This window comes from Brevundimonas sp. NPDC092305, assembly GCF_044755415.1.
Classification (GTDB): domain Bacteria; phylum Pseudomonadota; class Alphaproteobacteria; order Caulobacterales; family Caulobacteraceae; genus Brevundimonas.
Genome location: NZ_JBIVQY010000001.1, coordinates 2,029,558 through 2,044,949, shown reverse-complemented (window position 1 = coordinate 2,044,949; position 15,392 = coordinate 2,029,558). Strand labels below are relative to the sequence as shown.

The 15,392-nt window shown below is 67.7% G+C and carries 14 protein-coding genes; 8 read left to right on the top strand and 6 right to left on the bottom strand.

Annotated elements, in window-relative coordinates; genetic code table 11:
- Positions 1 to 77: 77 nt before the first annotated feature.
- Positions 78 to 1,886, bottom strand: coding sequence for a translation elongation factor 4 (lepA, locus tag ACIQC9_RS10140; RefSeq protein WP_400615144.1), 1,809 nt, complete (start codon positions 1,884 to 1,886; stop codon positions 78 to 80).
- A gap of 227 nt (positions 1,887 to 2,113) precedes the next feature.
- Between lepA and ACIQC9_RS10135 the strand changes: the two genes are divergently transcribed.
- The gene (locus tag ACIQC9_RS10135; protein ID WP_400615142.1) at positions 2,114 to 3,256 is read left to right on the top strand and encodes an efflux RND transporter periplasmic adaptor subunit; all 1,143 of its coding nucleotides are present in this window, start codon (positions 2,114 to 2,116) and stop codon (positions 3,254 to 3,256) included.
- Positions 3,257 to 3,265: 9 nt separating this feature from the next.
- Positions 3,266 to 6,361: an efflux RND transporter permease subunit gene (locus tag ACIQC9_RS10130; protein ID WP_400615140.1), complete on the top strand. Its 3,096-nt coding sequence runs from the start codon at positions 3,266 to 3,268 to the stop codon at positions 6,359 to 6,361.
- Between the two features lie 34 nt (positions 6,362 to 6,395).
- On the opposite strand, the gene ACIQC9_RS10125 is transcribed toward ACIQC9_RS10130, so the two are convergent.
- The gene (locus ACIQC9_RS10125) at positions 6,396 to 6,596 is read right to left on the bottom strand and encodes a hypothetical protein (protein ID WP_400615138.1); all 201 of its coding nucleotides are present in this window, start codon (positions 6,594 to 6,596) and stop codon (positions 6,396 to 6,398) included.
- A 166-nt stretch (positions 6,597 to 6,762) separates the two neighbouring features.
- Between ACIQC9_RS10125 and ACIQC9_RS10120 the strand changes: the two genes are divergently transcribed.
- Together ACIQC9_RS10120 and ACIQC9_RS10115 are read left to right on the top strand one after the other, a co-directional pair.
- Positions 6,763 to 7,536 (top strand): YebC/PmpR family DNA-binding transcriptional regulator, encoded by a 774-nt coding sequence (locus tag ACIQC9_RS10120; RefSeq protein ID WP_400615135.1) that lies wholly within the window; start codon positions 6,763 to 6,765, stop codon positions 7,534 to 7,536.
- A gap of 71 nt (positions 7,537 to 7,607) precedes the next feature.
- Entirely contained in the window at positions 7,608 to 8,126 is a 519-nt protein-coding gene (locus ACIQC9_RS10115) for a hemerythrin domain-containing protein (protein WP_400615133.1), read from the top strand.
- Between the two features lie 3 nt (positions 8,127 to 8,129).
- Here the strand turns inward: ACIQC9_RS10115 and ACIQC9_RS10110 are convergent, their stop codons facing one another.
- The 4 genes from ACIQC9_RS10110 to ACIQC9_RS10095 form a co-directional block, all read right to left on the bottom strand.
- Positions 8,130 to 8,333 (bottom strand): hypothetical protein, encoded by a 204-nt coding sequence (locus ACIQC9_RS10110; protein ID WP_400615131.1) that lies wholly within the window; start codon positions 8,331 to 8,333, stop codon positions 8,130 to 8,132.
- A 10-nt stretch (positions 8,334 to 8,343) separates the two neighbouring features.
- Positions 8,344 to 9,924 carry a ShlB/FhaC/HecB family hemolysin secretion/activation protein gene (locus ACIQC9_RS10105; protein WP_400615128.1) on the bottom strand — a complete coding sequence of 527 codons (1,581 nt, stop codon included), beginning with the start codon at positions 9,922 to 9,924 and terminating at the stop codon, positions 8,344 to 8,346.
- Between the two features lie 80 nt (positions 9,925 to 10,004).
- Entirely contained in the window at positions 10,005 to 10,802 is a 798-nt protein-coding gene (locus ACIQC9_RS10100; protein WP_400615127.1) for a hypothetical protein, read from the bottom strand.
- Positions 10,803 to 10,989: 187 nt separating this feature from the next.
- Complete coding sequence (locus ACIQC9_RS10095) at positions 10,990 to 12,651, bottom strand: M20/M25/M40 family metallo-hydrolase (RefSeq protein WP_400615126.1); 1,662 nt, start codon at positions 12,649 to 12,651, stop codon at positions 10,990 to 10,992.
- A 70-nt stretch (positions 12,652 to 12,721) separates the two neighbouring features.
- On the opposite strand from ACIQC9_RS10095, the gene ACIQC9_RS10090 reads away from it, so the two are divergent.
- The 4 genes from ACIQC9_RS10090 to ruvA all read left to right on the top strand — a co-directional run bounded on the left by ACIQC9_RS10090 (position 12,722) and on the right by ruvA (position 15,344).
- A complete protein-coding gene (locus tag ACIQC9_RS10090; RefSeq protein ID WP_400615124.1) occupies positions 12,722 to 13,420 on the top strand; it encodes an MgtC/SapB family protein in 699 nt (232 codons plus the stop codon).
- A 66-nt stretch (positions 13,421 to 13,486) separates the two neighbouring features.
- Positions 13,487 to 14,176: an MgtC/SapB family protein gene (locus tag ACIQC9_RS10085; RefSeq protein ID WP_400615122.1), complete on the top strand. Its 690-nt coding sequence runs from the start codon at positions 13,487 to 13,489 to the stop codon at positions 14,174 to 14,176.
- Positions 14,177 to 14,223: 47 nt separating this feature from the next.
- Entirely contained in the window at positions 14,224 to 14,730 is a 507-nt protein-coding gene (gene ruvC / locus ACIQC9_RS10080) for a crossover junction endodeoxyribonuclease RuvC (RefSeq protein ID WP_400615119.1), read from the top strand.
- The gene (ruvA, locus tag ACIQC9_RS10075) at positions 14,727 to 15,344 is read left to right on the top strand and encodes a Holliday junction branch migration protein RuvA (RefSeq protein ID WP_400615116.1); all 618 of its coding nucleotides are present in this window, start codon (positions 14,727 to 14,729) and stop codon (positions 15,342 to 15,344) included. The genes ruvC and ruvA overlap by 4 nt, the downstream gene beginning before the upstream one ends.
- Positions 15,345 to 15,392: the final 48 nt, after the last annotated feature.

The window sequence follows — 15,392 nt, the reverse complement described above, 5'->3', positions numbered from 1 at the left end:
CTGCCTATCGCTGATAGATCAGATGCGCTGCTGCAACTTCCGACCGCACCTTTAGTGAGTGACCTTGAAGGCCACCCTCAATCCTCATCCATCTTTAGGGCCGCGATGAACGCCTCCTGCGGGATCTCCACCTTGCCGAACTGGCGCATGCGCTTCTTGCCGGCCTTCTGCTTCTCCAGCAGCTTCTTCTTCCGCGTGGCGTCGCCGCCGTAGCATTTGGACGTCACGTCCTTGCGCAGGGCGCGGACGGTTTCGCGGGCGATGATCTTGCCGCCGATGGCGGCCTGGATCGGGATCTGGAACATGTGCGGAGGGATCAGCTCCTTCATCTTCTCGACCATGCCGCGGCCGCGGGTCTCGGCGCGGTTGCGGTGGACCAGCATGCTCAGGGCGTCGACCGGCTCGGCGTTGACGAGGATGCTCATCTTGACCAGATCGCCGTTCTTGTAGTCGGTCAGCTCGTAGTCGAAGCTGGCGTAGCCCTTCGAGATCGACTTCAGCCGGTCGTAGAAGTCGAACACGACCTCGTTCAGCGGCAGCTCATAGACCACCAGCGCGCGGCTGCCGACGTAGGACAGCTCCTTCTGCTCGCCCCGGCGGTCCTGACACAGCTTGATGACGCCGCCCAGATACTCGTCGGGGGTCAGGATGGTGGCCTTGATCCACGGTTCGGCGATGTCGATGATCTGCATCACGTCGGGCAGGTCGGCCGGGTTGTGCAGGTCCATCTCGGACCCGTCGCGCAGCTTGATCTTGTAGACCACCGACGGGGCGGTCGCGATGAGGTCGAGGTTGAACTCGCGGCTCAGGCGCTCCTGAATAATCTCCAGATGCAGCAGGCCCAGGAAGCCGCAGCGGAAGCCGAAGCCCAGCGCGGCGCTGGACTCCATCTCGTAGGTGAAGCTGGCGTCGTTCAGGCGCAGGCGGCCGATGGCGGCGCGAAGGTCCTCGAAGTCGGCGGCGTCGACCGGGAACAGGCCGCAGAAGACGACCGACTGGACCTCCTTGAAGCCCTTCAGCGGTTCGGCGGTGGGCTTCTTCTCATCTGTGATGGTGTCGCCGACCGCGGCGTGGGCGACCTCCTTGATCTGGGCGGTGATGAAGCCGACCTCGCCGGGGCCCAGCTGGTCGACCGGGGTGTTCTTGGGCAGGAAGGCGCCGACGCGGTCGACGAGGTGGGTCGAGCCCGACTGCATCATCCTGATGCGCTGGCCGGCCTTCAGCACGCCGTCGAACACGCGGACCAGCAGGACGACGCCCAGATAGGGGTCGTACCAGGCGTCGACCAGCATGGCCTTCAGCGGCGCGGTCTCGTCGCCCTTCGGCGCGGGCAGGCGGGTGACGATGGCCTCCAGCACGTCCTCAATGCCGATGCCGGACTTGGCGCTGCACATCACGGCTTCGCTGGCGTCGATGCCGATGACGTCCTCGATCTGCGCGCGCACCCGCTCGGGCTCCGCCGCCGGCAGGTCGATCTTGTTCAGGACCGGCACGATCTCGTGGTTGTTGTCGATCGCCTGATAGACATTCGCCAGCGTCTGCGCCTCGACCCCCTGCGACGCATCCACCACCAGCAGACTGCCCTCGCACGCCGCCAGCGACCGGCTGACCTCATACGCGAAGTCCACGTGCCCCGGCGTGTCCATAAGGTTCAGCACGTAGTCGAGCCCGTCCTTCGCCCGGTAGTTGAGCCGGACGGTCTGTGCCTTGATCGTGATGCCCCTTTCCTGCTCAATCTCCATGTTATCAAGCACTTGGCTCGTCATTTCGCGCGCCGACAAGCCACCGGTCGTCTGGATCAGGCGATCGGACAGGGTCGATTTGCCGTGGTCGATGTGAGCCACGACCGAGAAATTCCGGATGCGTTCGATGGGAGGGGTCGTCATGGGCGCGCCGGTAGCACGGCGGGCCGGAATCACCAACGCGGCAGGTCGTAAACCCTGTCCCGCCACTGATTTTGTTACGGATTACTTCGCTGTAACGCGCGCAATCCTCGTTTGAGAAGCGCACGCAAAACAGCTATTCAACACCCGATGACAAAGGGCCGGCAGGCTCTCTCGGCGCGCGGCTCCCTTCCGCGACGCCTCTCGGGGACTCAAACGTGGCGAAGATCATGCGCAAGACCTGGCTCGGGGCGACCCTCATTGTTGGCCTGACGCTGGCTGTCGCGGCCTGCGGCGGCCACGGTGGCGAGGAGAAGAAGAAGGATGACAAGGCCGGCGGCGGAGCTTCCAGCCAGACCGTCACGGCCGATGTCGCACGGGTCGAAAGCCTGCCGCGCATCGTCACCGCTTCGGGCAGCGTCTCGGCGTGGGAAGAGGTGCCGGTGGGCGCCGAGACCGGCGGGCTGACCGCCACCGCCGTCTATGTCGACGAAGGCTCCTATGTTCGTCAGGGCCAGCCGCTGGTGCAGATGAACACCGCCCTGCTCAGCGCGCAGGTGCGCCAGCAGCAAGCTGCCGTCCAGACGGCGCAGGCCAACGCCGCCCGCGACGACGCCGCCCTCGGTCGTGCGCAGGAACTGAAGGATCGCGGCTTCCTCAGCCAGGCCGGTCTCGACACCGCGCTGGCCAACCAGCGTGCGTCGCAGGCCAACCTGTCCGCAGCCCGCGCCGCCCTGTCCGAAACCCAGACCCGCCTCAGCCAGGCGACCATCCGCGCGCCCGTCTCGGGCCTGATCATCAGCCGCAGCGTCACGAGGGGCCAGATCATCGCCGCCGGTACCGAGCTGTTCCGCATGGTTCGCGATGGTCGCCTTGAGCTCGACGCGCAGGTGCCCGAAACCGATCTGGCCCTGATCCGCGCCGGCCAGACCGCCGCCATCGCCTCCGACGAAATCGGTCAGGGGTCGGGCCGCGTTCGCATCGTAACGCCCGAGGTCGATCCCGAGACCCGGCTGGGCGTCGCCCGCATCAGCCTGACCGGTGGCGGTTTCCGGCCCGGTATGTTCGCCCGCGCCCGCATCGACGTCGGCGCCCAGCCAGCCGTCACCGTGCCTACGGCCGCCATCCTGTATCGTGAGAACAAGGCCGGGGTGTTCGTGCTCGGCGCCGACAACCGCGTCCACTTCACCCACGTCACCGTCGACTCGCGCGCGGACGCCCGCAGCGCCGTCACCGGCATTCAGGCGGGGGCCCGCGTGGTCATCGACGGCGCCGGCTTCCTCGGAGAGGGCGATCGCGTGACCGTGGCCGCCACACAGCCGCCCTCCGCTCCTCCTGCGGCCCGTCCCGCCGCCCGGCCGGCCGCGAAGTAGGGCCGACCCATGAAGAACATCTCCTCCTGGTCGATCCGGAACCCCATCCCGATCGTCCTGATGTTCATCCTGCTGACGCTTGCGGGCCTGGTCGGCTTCTCGGGCATGCGGATCAACAATAACCCGGACATCGACTTTCCGCTGGTCGTCGTGGTTGCGGGTCGCCCCGGCGCGGCTCCGGCCGAAATGGAAATCCAGGTCACGCGCCTGATCGAGGACTCGGTCTCCGGCCTCTCCGGCGTGCGCCACATCAATTCGCAGGTCACCGACGGCAGTTCGGTCACCACCATCGAGTTCGAGCTGGGCACTGACACCGAACGCGCCACCAACGACGTCCGCAACGCCATGAGCGGCCTGCGCGCCGACCTGCCGCAGGACATGCAGGAACCGGGCGTTCAGCGGATCGACATCACCGGCAACGATCTGGTCACATGGGTCGTCCGCTCGCCGACCATGACGCCGGAAGAGCTGAGCTGGTTCGTCGACAACGAGGTCAGCCGCGAGCTGCTGGCCACGTCCGGCGTGGGCGAGGTCAATCGCGGCGGCGGCGTGGATCGCGAGATTCGGGTCGAGCTGGATCCCGACCGGCTGGGCGCCTACGGCGTCACGGCCGCTTCCGTCAGTCAGGCGCTGACCAGTGTGAATACCGACCTGCCCGGTGGCCGGGTGACGGTTTCGGGTTCCGAGCGGTCGATCCGCACGCTCGGTGCGGCAGGCTCCATCGAGCAGTTGCGCGAGACGCTGATCCCGCTGGGCGGTGGACGATCCGTGCGTCTGGGCGACCTCGGCCGCGTCGAAGATCATTGGAGCGAACCGCGTCGTCTGGCCCGGTACGACGGTCAGGAGGCCGTGACCTTTAACGTTCTGCGGTCCCGCAGCGCCAGTGAAGTGACGGTCGCCAAGCTGGCCCGCGCCAAGGTGGCCGAGATCGACGAGGCCCATCCCGAGCTGACGATCGAACAGGTCAACGCCAACGTCGAGTTCACGGAGGAGAGCTATCTCGCCTCGGTCGAGGCCCTGCTGCTGGGCGCCGCTCTGGCCATCGTAGTGGTCTTCATCTTCCTGCGCGACTGGCGGGCGACGATCATCACCGCCACGGCCATGCCGCTGTCACTCATCCCGACCTTCGCCATCCTCGGGCCGCTCGATCAGTCGCTGAACGGCGTGACCCTGCTCGCCCTGTCGCTGACCGTCGGGATTCTGGTCGACGACGCCATCGTGGAGATCGAGAACATCGTCCGGCACATGCGGGACGGGAAGACGCCCTACAACGCCTCGATGGAGGCGGCGGACGAGATCGGTCTGGCGGTCGTGGCCACCACCGCGACGATCATCGCGGTGTTCGCACCCGTCGGCTTCATGCCCGGCATCGTCGGCCAGTTCTTCAAGGCCTTTGCGCTGGCTGCCTGTGTCTCGGTTGCCTTCTCGCTGGTCGTCGCGCGAACGCTGACGCCGCTGATGGCGGCCTATTTGCTGAAGCACCACAAGCACGAAGACCGCGATCCTCCATGGATGGGCGGCTACCTGTCGGCGCTCCGCTGGAGTCTCGCGAACCGGTGGAAGGTGTTCATGATGGGCACCGCCTTGCTGCTTGGTTCCTTCGGCATCGTGGTGGCCGGACTTGTGCCATTCGAATTCATGTCGGCCGGCGACCAGTCGCGCGCCGCCTTCTCGGTCGAGCTGCCACCCGGCGCGACTCTGGCCCAGACCGACGCCGTTGTGCAGCGCGTGACCCGGGACCTGCAGGCGCGGCCGGAAGTGACCTCGGTGTTCGCCAACATCGGCGGACAGGACGTCAATCAGGCCAACGTCTATGCGGACATGGTCGAAAAGGGCGATCGCAAGATCACCCAGCAGGCTTTCCAGCGCGAGATGGTCGACGGCTGGAAATCCGTCCCGGGCGCCCGTATCGGCTCGGGCGCGGCGCAGGAGGGCGGTGGTCCGTCCGACGGCACGAGCTACACCTTCGCCATCCTCAGCGACAACGGACCGGCGTTGGAAGCGGCGGCCCGCAAGATCGAGGCCGAGATGCGCGGCGTTCCGGGCCTCGCCAACGTCGTCAACACGGCGTCGATCGCACGGCCCGAAATCCTCGTCACCCCGCGTCCCGATCAGGCTGCTTTGATGGGCGTCTCGACCGGCGCCATCTCCCAGACCATCCGCGTCGCCACCATCGGCGACATCGAGCAGAACCTGCCCAAATACAATCTGGGCGACCGTCAGATACCGATCCGGCTGCAGCTCACCGCTGACGCCCGTGAGGACCTGTCGGTGCTGGAGAACCTGCGGGTCCCGACTGCGACGGGCGGCTCGGTGCCTCTGGGCGCCGTGGCCGATCTGAAGTTCGGCGCGGGCCCGTCGCAGGTGCTGCGTCAGGACCGCGCCCGGATCGCCTCGATCACGGCCGAGCTGGACGGCATTCGCTCCGGCGACGCCGCCAAGCGGGTCGCCGCGCTGCCTTCCGTGAAGAACCTGCCGCAAGGGGTCCGCGAGGTCCCGGCCGGCGACGCCGAGTTCATCGCCGAGATGGTCAACGGCTTCGCCATCGCCTTCCTGACCGGCATCTTCCTTATGTACACGGTGCTGGTGCTGCTGTTCCGCAGCTTCTCCTACCCTGTGACCATCATGGCCTCCCTGCCGCTGGCGGTGGGCGGGGCGCTGGTAGCCCTGTGGGTCGGCGGGTCCAGCTTCTCGATCTCGTCCCTGATCGGTGTGCTGATGCTGATGGGCATCGCGGCGAAGAACTCGATCCTTCTGGTCGACTACATCGTGATGTCAGAGAAGGACGGCATGGCCCGGCACGAGGCCATCATGGACGCCGCACACAAGCGGGCGCGACCAATCCTGATGACTACGTTCGCCATGGGCGCCGGCATGCTGCCGGTCGCTATCGGCTGGGGCGCCGATGTCGAATTCCGTCAGCCCATGGCCATCGCGGTGGTGGGCGGTCTGATCTCGTCGACCTTCCTGTCCCTGCTGTTCATCCCGCCGATCTTCACGATCGTGGATGACGTGCCGGGCTTCGTGAAACGCCGGGCAAGCTGGGTGTTCGGCCTGTTCGGCGGACGCCGCAAACGCGCGGCGGCGACCAGCACATTCGAATGATCTGATCCCTTCTCCCGCGAGGGAGAGGGGGCGGTCAGTCGTCCAGTCGACCCGTCAGGGCCAGGATGCCGACAGCTGTCAGCGCGCCCAGCGCGAAGGCGCCGAGAACCGAGCCTACGGCCGCTGCCGCCGGCACGGTGATCGGACGCGCCTCGTACCATTCGACGATGTCGGCCTCGTGCAGGTCGTCGTCGGCATAGCCTTCTGCGACGTAGATGCTGTCTTCGGCGGTCATTTGGGCGCTCCGTCTGGTGCGTGGGAAATGCGTCGGCAAGCCTTGCGGTTCCGGACCGTGACAGGGCGCCGCGCGTAAGCTAGACGCCTCTTCCACCACAGGCCCCGGCCGCGCTCAAGCAGTGAGCCGCCGTGCGGCAAGCGGTAGCGCAAGAACAGAGACTTTCATGGCCGGCCATTCCAAGTTCAAGAACATCATGCACCGCAAGGGGCGCGCCGATGCGCAGCGCTCCAAGCTGTTCTCCAAACTGTCCCGCGACATCACGGTCGCGGCCAAGTCGGGCATGCCCGATCCGGCGATGAACCCGCGCCTGCGTCTGGCGGTGAACAACGCCAAGGCCGAGAGCCTGCCCAAGGATGTGATCCAGCGCGCCATCAACAAGGCGTCGTCCGGCGACATCGATACGATGGAGGAAATCCGCTACGAAGGCCGCGGCCCGGGCGGCGTCGGCATCATCGTCGAGGCCCTGACCGACAACCGCAACCGGGCGGCCTCGAACATCGGCACGGCGTTCAAGAAGAACGGCGGGGCGCTGGGCGAGATGAACTCGGTCGCTTTCATGTGGGATCGCGTCGGACAGATCATCTACAAGGCCGACGCCGGCACCGAGGACGAAGTCATGGAGGCCGCCATCGAGGCCGGCGCCCAGGATGTCGAGAGCGATCTGGTCAAGCCGGACATCTATGAGGATGCGCCCGGCCATACGATCTGGACCGCGTTCGAGGACCTGAACGAGGTCGCCGAGGCCATGTCGAAGGTGCTGGGCGATCCCAAGTCGACAGCCATCGTCTGGAAGCCGCAGTCGGACGTGCCGGTCACCGGCGAGGCCGTCGGCACGCTGATGAAGCTGCTCGATGCCCTGGACGCGGAGGACGACGTTCAGAATGTCTATTCGAACGAGGACATATCGGACGAGGACATGGAGAAATACGCCGGCTGACGGACGGCCTGTCTGCCGGAACCGTCACAGGGTCCCGGGGTTAGGCTCTCCGTTCAGGAGACAACGCCCGCATGGATATCACCCAGCTGATTCTCGACGATCACGCCGAGCAAAGGCGACTGTTCTCGATTCTGGAGCAGATCGATCACACCGATGTGGAGGCCCTGACGCAGGTCTGGGACCGGCTGTCGGCCTTCCTCGACGCGCATGCCGAGGCCGAGGAGCAGTTCTTCTATCCGGAACTTCTGAAGTTGGGCGAAGGCGCGAATGACGCCGAGGACGGCACGGTCGAGGGCGAGACCGAGGACGCCATCGAGGATCACAACAAGCTGCGTGACGCGGTGAAGGCGGTGGCGAAATACCCGGTCGGCACCGGCGCCTGGATCGAGGCGGTGGGCAAGGCGAATGTCGTCAACTCAAAGCATATGGGCGAGGAGGAACGGCAGGGCCTGACCGACTTCCGGCGTCATGCCCCGGTTCAACTGCGCCACGACCTCGCCGTCCGCTTCGCCGCCTTCGAGGCCGCACACATCACCGGCGTCAAGCCGGTGAACAAGGATCCGGACGCCTATATCGAAGAGCACGGCTGAGGCTCAGAACACCCTCGTCTCGGGTGCGACCCAGCCGTCCGGATCGCTGATCGGTCGGCCCGGCCGTCGCAGCCGCATCATGCCGTGCAGCGCCTCCGTCAGGTCGATCAGCTGCTCATCCGACAGCTCCACAGCCGCCCGCATCACCTCGCCCCTGAGCGCGCAGTAGGTCGAGGGCTTCAGACTACGGTGGATGGGGGTGGACATGAAATGCTCCTCAGAAACTGGCCGTGACGCCGAAGCCGACGCGGGTGCTCTCCCCGCCGTTCGGGCGCGGATCGTCGAGCGCGCGGGCGCCCTCGATCTCAATGAGCAGTCGCTTGCCCAGCGCGACCCGGGCGCCGATGCCGGCCGACATCAGACCATCCGACCGGCTCGGAAAAATATCGCGTGCGTTGACACGCGCCTGCCCTCCGTCGGCGAAGGCGTAGAGTTCGCTGCCCAGCACCTGACGTGGCAGGAAGGTCGGCCGCCACGCCGCTTCGACCTTGGCGCCAAAGCCGCTGTCGCCGATCAGCAGGCCCTGCGAGAAACCCTTGCCGAACTCTGCGCCGCCCAGGCTGAACAGCTCGGCGGTCGGGGCCCGATCGTCTGACCACTGGGCGGCCACGGCCCCGGACACGCGCACCTGCCGGCCGAAAGCCCGGGCCACGTCGACCCGACCGTTGACCTTGGCGAAGTCGGGATCGGTCAGAACATCCACCTCGGCGCCCAGTCCATCGATGCCCTGGCTGAGCGTGAGGCTGGCGGTCAGGGACGCCGTCGACCATGTCTCGCCCCAGGCGACGGAGGCCCGAGCGGCGCGGGTCTTCTCCGTTGCCCGCACCTCGCCGAACACGGCGTTGTCGCTGTCCAGCCCGTCGATCCCGCCGCTGAGCACCAAGTTGGAGCGATAGCTCCGGATTATCGGCCAGCTGACCACCGCCGCCGCTGTGGTGGCGTCCCCCGACAGGCCTTCGACCCTGGTGCGCAGTCGGCCGACCGAGACCGTGGCCGCCGCGCCGTCGAAGCCGATGGGCTGGCGGTGGCTCAGCGTCGCATACTGGAAGCGATCGGGATCGGTCGGCAGGGTGACCGCCAGCCGGGTCTGGTCTCCCATCCGGATGCCGCCGTTCAGATTGACCGTCGCCGTCGCCTGCGTCCGGCCCAGCGCGCGCGAGCCGCGGTTGTTGATCGTGACGTCCGCCTCCCAGCGCTTGAAGTCGACGTCGAAACCCAGATCGACCGCCCCGGTCATCGCGGCGGAACGCGCGGTCTGAAGGGTCGTGCGCGCGCCGGGGATGTCGGCAATCAGGGACAGATAGCGCTCGCCCGTCCGGCGGGTGAGCGGCGCCTCGGCCGCCAGTCGCGCCGCATACTGGCGCATCAGTTCGACGCCCTGATCGGTGTCGCCGTAAATGCCGATCCGGCCCACGCGACCGGGCAGGGCGGTCAGGCGGACACGACCCTCGGAGGCGGCGTCGACATTCACCGCGACGATCGGCAGGGCCGCCGCCTCGCCCAGCGCCTTGCTGGCGGCGGCCCGGAGGCGGGCGACGCCCGCGGCGTCCAACGTCTGGCCGATGAACGGCGCCATGGCCGGCTCGACCAGCGCCCTGACCTGCGGATTGGCCTCATAGATCACCTCGCGCAGCACGAAGGGCGCGATGGCGACATCGGCGGTTGTAGCCGGAGCGGTATCCGTCGCCGCGGCGGCGGGCAGGGGCGGGGCGCGGTCCAGGCGGTCGCGTCCCACGATCGGGCCGTCCTGCGGCGCGCTCGCGGCCAGGACCGTCGCCAGCAGGATCGGCGAGATCATTCAGTCATCCTTGCGATGAGAAAAAGGACGCGGGCGGGGCCTCTAGCCGCCGCCCGCGTCGCGGGCCTGCGCCGGGGGATTCAGCGCTTGCCCAGTCCGCCCAGCAGCCCGCCGACGAGGCCGCCTGCCGGAGGTTGACCGGCCGTTCCGCCCGTCGGCTGACCGAGGGCGCCGCCGACCGTGCCGACGACTCCGCCGACCTTGTCGGTCACCGTCCCGACAAGACCCTGCGCGGGCGCGGCGCCTTGACCGCTGACGCCGACGGCGAGCGGCTGGCCGTTAGACAAGACATTGCCGGTCACCGCCGTGCCGGATGCGCCCGTGGGCGACAGGATGGCCAGATCGACCGCCGGCGCGCCAGAGCCCTGACCCAGCACCTGATTGCCGCCGACGTTCAGACCCAGCAGGCCGCTGGGCGCGCCGGTGGCTGGATCGACGGGGGTGGTGGGCTGACCGAGGCCGACGGTGGCGACATTGCCGCCCGACAGGACGCCGACGGTCGCCGCCTGTCCGGCGTTCTGGGTGGGCGACAGGACGCTGACTCCCAGCGGGCCGCCGGAGCCGTCAGCGCCGCCGACGACGGTCCGGTCGCCGATGGTCACACGGCCAAGCGGATCGGTCGCCTCGGCGATCTGGCCGATCAGGCCGCCGCCCGCACCGCCCAGCACGCCGCCCGCACCGGGCTCGCCTTGGGGGCCCTGCGGTCCGGCGGGACCGGCCGGCCCTTGTTCACCTTGGGGGCCCGCGGGGCCGGCGACGCCAAACTCCCCGCTCGAGCCCAGATTATAGCTGCGGTTGCCGTGACAGGCCGAAAGAAGCAGCGCTGCGGTCAGGCCCATGCCGATCGCGACGCTCCTGTGAGTAATAGTCCGGGACATGAGTTTCTCCTCCTGAGTTCCCGATGCGAAAGTGCAAACCGGAAAAACGAAGTTCCTCACCCAGAGCTGTATTCACACGCTCGTGATCGCCTTTAACATGTATTAATCGCGGATTAACTCTGCAATCCGGAACAGATATCCAAGGTAGTGCTGATTTTTCTGAGAAATCTGGAACTTAAGACTTCATTTACTGTGAATACATCTTAACCAGATCGAACAGGAAATCGCGGCCCTCATAGAGTGACCGCACCCGGATGCGCTCGTTCAGACCATGGATGCCGCCGCCGTCAGGGTCGGTGAACAGGCCGGTGATCCCGTAGGTCGGAACGCCAGCCGCATTGGTGAATCGGGCGTCGGTCGCGCCCACCTGCATCGTCGGCACGACCGGAACGCCGGGCCACAGCTTCGCGGCGGCTTGCCGGATCGGCTCGATTACCTCGGGCGACAGAGGGGGCGCGGGAGAGACCGGATCGATGTTGCCGTCGATGGTCACCTTCAGGGCCGGCTCGGCCAGAACCCGCTCCAGCTCGGCTTTAACCTCCTGTGGCGTGTGACCGGGCAGGATGCGGCAGTTCACGTTGGCCCGTGCGCGCTGCGGCAGGGCGTTGGGCGCGTGACCGGCGTTGACTATCGTCGGCACGCAGGTGGTGTGCATCATCGCGTTCCAGCCCGGATCCGTCCCGATCCGGGCGATCGCCTCGGCCGGAGGATTGTCGCCGGACAGGGCGCGCAAATCGGCAGCCTGCTGCGGCGTGGCCGCGACGTCGGCCAGCGCCGCGAAGTGGGCGCGGGTAGTGGCGTTGATCTCGATCGGGAAGGGCGCATCCCCCAGCCGGACCAGTGCATTGGCCAACTGGTCGATGGCGTTGGTCGGCGCCGGCCGCGAGGAATGGCCGCCGGGGTTGGTCACCTCCAGCGTATAGTCCTGATAGATTTTCTCGCCGGCCTGCACCTCCAGCGCGATCCGGTTGGCGTCGGTGTCCAGGCGCCCTCGCGCGCCCTCATTCAGCCCCAGCCCGGCCTGCAGCACTTCAGGGTGATGCTCCAGCAGCCAGCTGACGCCGTTGAAAGTGTCCGAGGTCTCTTCGCCACAGGTCAGGGCCAGCTTGATGTCCCGTTTCGGCCGGAAGCCCTCGGCCTTCAGCCGGATCATCGTGTCGGTCCAGATCGCCGCCTGGGCTTTGTCGTCCTGCGCGCCCCGGGCGTAGAAATAGCCGCCCTCCTCGACGAGGGTGAAGGGATCGCGCTCCCAGTCCTCGCGCCGCGCCTCGACCACATCGATGTGGGCCAGCAACAGCAGCGGGGTCGTCGATGAAGCCGAGCCCCTGAGGATCGCCGACAGCGCCCCGTCTTTCGGCCGCTCTTCCGGCCACAGGACGCGCACGTCCGCCTCCGGATAGCCCGCCGCGATCAGCCGCGCCGCCATTCGCTGGGCGGCGAGTGTGCAACTGCCTTCGGACAAGGTGGTGTTGGTCTCGATCAGCTCCTCATACAGATCGCGGAATGCCGCCTGATCCGGCCGCGCGTCCTGCGCACGGGCGCGGCCCAGTCCAACGGCCAGCGCGACGACCAGCAGGATGACGACGCCGACCACGACCAGCGCCCGCTTGCGCCGGTGCGCCCGGAACCGCTCTGCCGCCGGTTCGTCCAGCCAGTAACGGCCGCTGTCTTCACGGATCGCCCGGCCCCGAAGCAGCCGTTTCAGCGCACTGCGCGCCATCATGCCCGACGGCTCCAGAGGAATGGCCGTTGGCGCGGACAGCGCGCCGCGGTCGCGCAGGGTTTGCACCAGACGCCGTTCGGCCCGGTTCGCCATGGCCGCGACCGTCGCTCCGGTGGTGTATGTCATCCGGCCTCTCCCTCGTCCCTGACCGACGCTATCGCGGAACAGCGGAGCTGTCGCGCCCGTTGGAGCGCCCATGGAGATCCACGACCTTCCCGGCTTCACCCTGCCCCTGCTGGCCGCCGTTCTGGCGGGCGGGCTGATCGGATTCGAGCGCGAATGGAGGGGCCGGGCGGCGGGCTTCCGCACCCACATCCTCGTCTGTCTGGCCTCTGCCCTGCTGATGGAGCTGGCGGTGATGCAGGGCCTCTGGAGGTTCGAGCCCCTGTCCGGGACCAACATCGTCACCGACCCCGCGCGTCTGGCTCACGGCGTGCTGACCGGCATCGGCTTCCTTTGCGCCGGGGTGATCTTCCGCAGTGGATTTTCGATCCACGGTCTGACGACGGCGGCCTCGCTCTGGATCACCGCCGCGATCGGCCTGACGTTCGGCGCAGGGATGTACGGTTTGGGCGCGGTCGGCACGACGCTGACGGTGATCATCCTCGTCGGCTTGAGACTGGTCAGCGCCCGCCTGCCGCAGACCGCGGTCGTGGACGGGACGGTCACGTGGCGGCGCGACGCACCGGATGCCGAGGCCGCAGTCCACGCCGCCCTGACCGATTGCCTGCGCCAGCCCCGTGCGGATCGCCACGACCTCATCGACGGCGGCGAGGCCGTCCGCCTCGGCGTCCGCCTGCAGAAGGCCACGCCCGACCAGATCAGAGCCCTGGCCGCCCGGCTGCGCACGATCGACGGGGTCGTGGGCTATGAGCTGGATCCACGTGACGACTAGGGCCGCTTGATCGGTGACGCTTGCCCGGCCTAGGCTCGAGATTCGTCAGTTAGCGGAGCGAATTTCTTGTTGAACTGGGATCTGGTGTGGCCGGTGCTGGCGGCCATGACGGCGGGCGGACTGATCGGCGTCGAGCGGACCTATCACGGCCACCCCGCCGGATTTCGTACCCACATCCTCGTCTGTCTAACCAGCTGCGTGCTGATGCTGGCGGCGATGCACCAGTCGACGTGGGCGTTCACGGCGCTGCCCGGCCAGACGGTGGTGATCGATCCCACCCGCATGTCGCACGGCCTGCTGACCGGGATCGGCTTTCTTTGCGCCGGGGTGATCTTCCGCGAGGGCTTCTCGGTCCACGGCCTGACAACGGCGGCGTCCTTGTGGGTGACCTCCGCGATCGGCGTGCTGTTCGGCGTCGGCATGCTGAACCTTGCCCTGCTGGCGGCGGGAGCGACCCTGACGGTGCTGGCCATCCTGCGTTTCGCCGACGCACGCCTGCCCCATGTGGGCGTGGCCGATGTCATCCTGCGATGGAAGCGCGGCGAGGCCCCCGGCGAGGCGACTGTGCGCGATCTGCTCAGGAGCTCGGGCCTCAAGACCATGCGTCTTGGCCACGTCATCGCCGACGGCGGCACCTGCCACGAGCATCACCTGAAAGTCCGCGGGCCGATGCCGCTGGATATCGACGGGCTGGTGGTCCGGCTGGGCGCAGAGCCGGGGCTGTCTGGCTTCTCCGTCCTGCCTCGCGACGAATAGCAGTCGGTCATTGTCTGTTAGGCATCCGTCGGGCAATAACGGAACGGATGGCGAACGAACCGACTCGCATAATCGGCTTGGACCCCGGTCTGCGGCGCACCGGATGGGGCGTCGTGGTCAGCGAGGGCTCGCGTCTGCGCTGGGTCGCCCACGGCGTTGTCACGCCCTCCGAAACCGCGCCCTTCTCCGAACGCCTGCTCCATCTTCTTGAGACGCTGAGCGTCATCTGCGCCGACCACGGCTGCGATGAGGCGGCGGTGGAGGAGGTGTTCGTCAACATGAACCCGGCCTCGACGCTGAAGCTGGGCCATGCCCGCGCGGCGGTCATGCTGGCTCCGGCGAAATGCGGTCTGCCGGTCGCGGAATATTCGCCCAACCTCATCAAGAAGGCGGTGGTCGGCGCGGGCCATGCGGACAAGAGCCAGATCGCCTTCATGGTCAAACGCCTGCTGCCCGGAGCGGGTGAGGTGAAGGCCGACGCTGCGGATGCGCTGGCCGTCGCCATCACCCATGCCCAGTTGCGCAAGCGGGCCCTGCTCGCGGGGGCCGCATGATCGGGCGACTGCGCGGCGTGCTGGCCGAGGTCGAGCAGGATCACTGCCTGATCGACTGCGTGGGCGTGGGCTATGTGGTGGCCTGCGGAGCGCGGACGCTGGGTCGACTGCCCGCGCCCGGCGATGAGGCGACCCTGCATATCGAGCACGTCTGGAACGCCGAGAGCGGACCGCGCCTCTATGGCTTTCTGTCCCGCGATGAGCGGCGCGCCTTCACCACCCTGACCGGCATTCAGGGCGTCGGGCCCAAGGCCGCGCTGTCGGTGCTGGACGTCCTGCCGCCGGGCGAACTGGCTGGCGCCGTCGCGCGGGAGGACAAGGCCGCCGTAGCGCGCGCCAATGGCGTGGGACCGAAGCTGGCGCTGCGCATCGTCACCGAACTCAAGGGCAAGCCGCTGGGCGAGGTCAGCTTCACCCCCTCCGCGCCCGGCGTGCATGTCGAGGTCGCGGCGCCGGCGCCCAGCACTACGGGTGAGGCCGTCTCCGCCCTGCTCGGTCTCGGCGTCGCCGAGGTCAACGCCCGCCGCGCCGTCGATCAGGCCTTGATCCGGCTGGGTGAGGACGCCGATCTGTCGGCCGTGATCCGTGCGGCCTTGCAGGAGCTGGGGCGGTGAGAAGCATCGCCGATATCCTTCTCCCCCCGGGGGAGACGGTGGGCGGCG